The 3361-nt window shown below is 67.1% G+C and carries 3 protein-coding genes and 1 pseudogene; 2 read left to right on the top strand and 2 right to left on the bottom strand.

All coding sequences use genetic code 11. From position 1 onward, the window contains the following. Positions 1–62 (top strand): annotated as a pseudogene (locus tag EB084_22120) (diguanylate cyclase). On the opposite strand, the gene EB084_22115 reads toward EB084_22120, so the two are convergent. Continuing rightward, on the bottom strand, positions 44–1171 hold the full coding sequence (locus EB084_22115) for a GGDEF domain-containing protein (protein ID NDD30960.1): 1128 nt from the start codon (positions 1169–1171) through the stop codon (positions 44–46). The pseudogene EB084_22120 and the gene EB084_22115 sit on opposite strands and share 19 nt — an antisense overlap. Then, a complete protein-coding gene (locus EB084_22110; GenBank protein ID NDD30959.1) occupies positions 1172–2623 on the bottom strand; it encodes an APC family permease in 1452 nt (483 codons plus the stop codon). Positions 2624–2702: 79 nt separating this feature from the next. Between EB084_22110 and EB084_22105 the strand changes: the two genes are divergently transcribed. Further along, positions 2703–3290, top strand: coding sequence for an MOSC domain-containing protein (locus tag EB084_22105; protein NDD30958.1), 588 nt, complete (start codon positions 2703–2705; stop codon positions 3288–3290). Positions 3291–3361: the final 71 nt, after the last annotated feature.

Below are 3361 nucleotides of genomic sequence, written 5' to 3'. Positions count from 1 at the left end.
GTCTTCTGCAGGCCTGTGTGCGCCGCTCCGACCTCCTGGCGCGCTACGGGGGAGAGGAGTTCTGCGCGGTGCTGCGCGACACCGAGGCGGAAGGCGCGCCGTCTTGCAACGGGGTTGATTCGATGAGCTTGCGCGCCCGTTCGGCAAAGGCCAGCGCGCCTTCCGCCTCGGTGTCGCGCAGCACCGCGCAGAACTCCTCTCCCCCGTAGCGCGCCAGGAGGTCGGAGCGGCGCACACAGGCCTGCAGAAGACCTGCGATGTGTCGCAGCACCTTGTCGCCCGTGGCATGCCCGTGGGTGTCGTTGACGCGCTTGAAGTGGTCGGCGTCGACCATCACCAGTGCGAGGAAGCCCTTGCGGCGACGGATCACGAGCAGCTCTGAGCGCACGAAGTCCTCGAAGACCCGTCTGCTCGAGCAGCCCGTGAGCTCGTCGGTGTAGGCGAACTCGATGGCGCGCGCCTCGCTCTCCTCGCTGAGCATGAGCAGGAACGAGAACGCAGCGGCCGTGACCGTGGCTGTGGGAATCAGCAGGGTGATTCCGTTCAGGGGGTCGCCGGACGAGAGGAGGCTTCCTTCGATGTCTACCCCCAGCAGCGGTAGGAAGCGCAGCGCCACACAGACGACGTTGATCAGGGCGAAGGCCCCCGCAAGGCGGCGCGCCGGCCGAGGTCGGCTGGAGTTCTGCTCGAGGAGCGCCCAGGCCGCCAGCCCGGCAAACGTTCCACCGATGAGGGCGAAGAGGGCGCTGCGCACGCGGAAGCCTGCGCCCGCATAGGTGGCGATTGTGAACAGCAGTCCGCTGGCGAGGGCCGCCGGCAGAAGGGGTCTGGCTTCTCGCGTGCTGCTGGTGAAGCGCAGGTGGGCTCGGGCCATGAATGCCAGGGCTGCGATCATGGTGGCGTTCTGCAGGCTGATGAGCGCGTCTGAGTCGTGGGTCAGGCGGCCCGCGAGGCACGCCCAGGCTGCTGTGAAGAGCCAGGCCGCGATGGCCCAGTCGCCGACGCCGCGGCGTCTCGGCAGAACCACGGTGGCGCCCGTGAGAACGATGGCCATCACCATCGTGGTGAGGATCAGGGTGACGGTCAGGGTGTGGATCTCGAGTGGCATGGTGTCAGACGGCACGCTTTCCGGCTGCGCGCGAGGCGAGTCGGATGTGACGGGGGGGCGCAATCATGCCAAACCCTCGGCAGAAGCCTGAGAGGAGGTTCGGTTACGGGCGAGGAGCGGGTAGAGAACGAAGCCCGAGAGCGTGGCCACCATCGCATAGGCGAACTGCAGGCGGTCGAACACCTGGTTCGGGAACACGGCGCAGATCATGGCCGCCAGGGCCAGCACGACGGTGGGGAGCGACAGCGCGACGATGCCGATCTGGCCTCCGGGCAGCTTGAACGGCCTCTCCATTGTCGGATGGCTCGAGCGCAGCCGCCAGGCATTCACGTAGATGAGCAGATTGGTGTACATCTGCAGGTAGAGGTAGATGATGAGGAGCTGCTTGAACGAGAAGAGGGTGAGGGCGCTGAGAAGCAGGCTTCCCCACAGAATCGAGGCCACGGGGGTCTGGCTGACCGGATGTCGGCGGGTGAGCGCCTGGGGCATCAGGCCGTCAGCGGCCATGGCGAAGAGCACGCGCGATGATGAGAGCATGGTCACGCTGAGGAGCAGGGCGTTGCTGATGAGACCGCCGACCACCATCCACGTCTGCAGCCAGGGACCGGCCATCTTCAGGCACGCGGCAGGAAAGAAGCCGTCGGTCCATTCGGCCCAGTCGTTCAATGTGGCGACGGCCGCCACCGTGGGCAGCAGGCATGACAGCATCGCCAGCGTCGCTGCGGTGAAGAGCGCGGGCGGGAAGGTCTTCTGCGGATCGCGCACCTCTTCGGCGGCGGCAGACAGCTTGTCGTAGCCGGAGTAGACCCAGATCACGGTGGAGAGCGCCACGCCGAGGTCGAGCCAGCCTTTGCCCGGCGCGATGAACGGGACCAGCGGGTTGGCGTTCCAGTGCGTGATGCCGATGGCCAGCATGATGGCGAACGGCAGCAGAAGCAGGAAGGTCATGACGGCCGCGGAGTCTCCCACCACATCGATGCCCTTGACGTTCAGGTAGTGCATGAGCCAGATGAGGAACAAGCAGCATCCCCAGTGGGCGAGGGGAGTCAGAACCGCGCTGCCGGTCTCGGGGGCAAGGCAGGCGAGACCGTGATTCGCCCACCAGGCGTAGGCGGCCTCGGTCGGCCGAGGAACCCATGTGTTGATGTATTCGGTGAACAGCGCGGCGTAGGACGCCGACGCCACGACACCACTGAGCCACGCCCACCATCCTGCCTGGAATCCCACCAGGTTGCCGAAGGCGAAGCGAGACCAGCGGTAGTTGCCCCCTTCGACGGGCATCATGGCGGTAAGCTCGCTCACCACCAGCGAGAGCGGAACGCTGTAGATGAACGGCACCAGGGCGATGAGGAAGATGGCCAGCCCCGGTCCCTGGCTCACCATGCCCTCGAGTCCGAACGCGCCGCCGCAGGCTGCGCCATAGATGAGGAACGTGAGCTGGAAGTAGCCGACCTGTGCCTTGGGGGCGTGATCTTCCTCCGCAGGGGGAGAGGGCGCAGTTGCAAGCGATTCCATCGGGCTCTGGTTCGCGTCGGCGGTCACCGAGCCCTACCGTCGCGGAGGAACCGGGTCCCGACGAGGGAACTCTGGGGGCATGCGGCGCGAGATCGTGGTTCGGGTGGCGGCACTGGCCCTGGGCGGGCAGCCGGACGGGGTGGCCAAGCAGCCCGTGGAACGCCTCGACTTCACCCTCGAGGGAATCGTGGGCGACCGACATGCAGGTTTCACCCGACCCGCCGATGCCCGTGACGCTGGCGTGAAGCGTGGCACCCCGGTTCGCAACTGGCGTCAGTGGTCGGGGGTGTCGACCGAGGAGTTGGCGCGAATCGCGGCAGACATGGGCGTCGCGCATGTCGACATGGCCTGGCTCGGGGCGAACATCGCCTTCTCTGGCCATGACGGGCTCACAGAGGTTCCCAAGGGCTCGATGATCTGGTTTCCCTCTGGTCTCGTTCTGGCGGTGGAGGGCGAGAACGTCCCCTGCGCGGGTCCGGGCAAGGAGATTGCCCGCAACGTGCCCGATGCCGAGGCGGTGCGCTTCGTGCCGGCGGCCCGTGGCCGCCGCGGACTTGTGGGTGTGGTCTATCGCGCCGGAGCGGCCGCTGTGGGTGAAGAAGCCGTCATCTGCGTGTATGCGCCGAACAAGGGGCTCGCAAAGGCGCCGTCTCGCAGCCGTGCGTGAAGCGGCGGGTGCCGCGTCGGCGGTCACCGAGCCCTACCGTCGCGGAGGAACCGGGTCCCGACGAGGGAACT

Source organism: Pseudomonadota bacterium (assembly GCA_010028905.1).
In the GTDB taxonomy this organism is placed as follows: Bacteria; Vulcanimicrobiota; Xenobia; order RGZZ01; family RGZZ01; genus RGZZ01.
The sequence above is the reverse complement of the archived record's forward strand: the minus strand, read 5'-3'. Positions and strand labels throughout refer to the sequence as shown.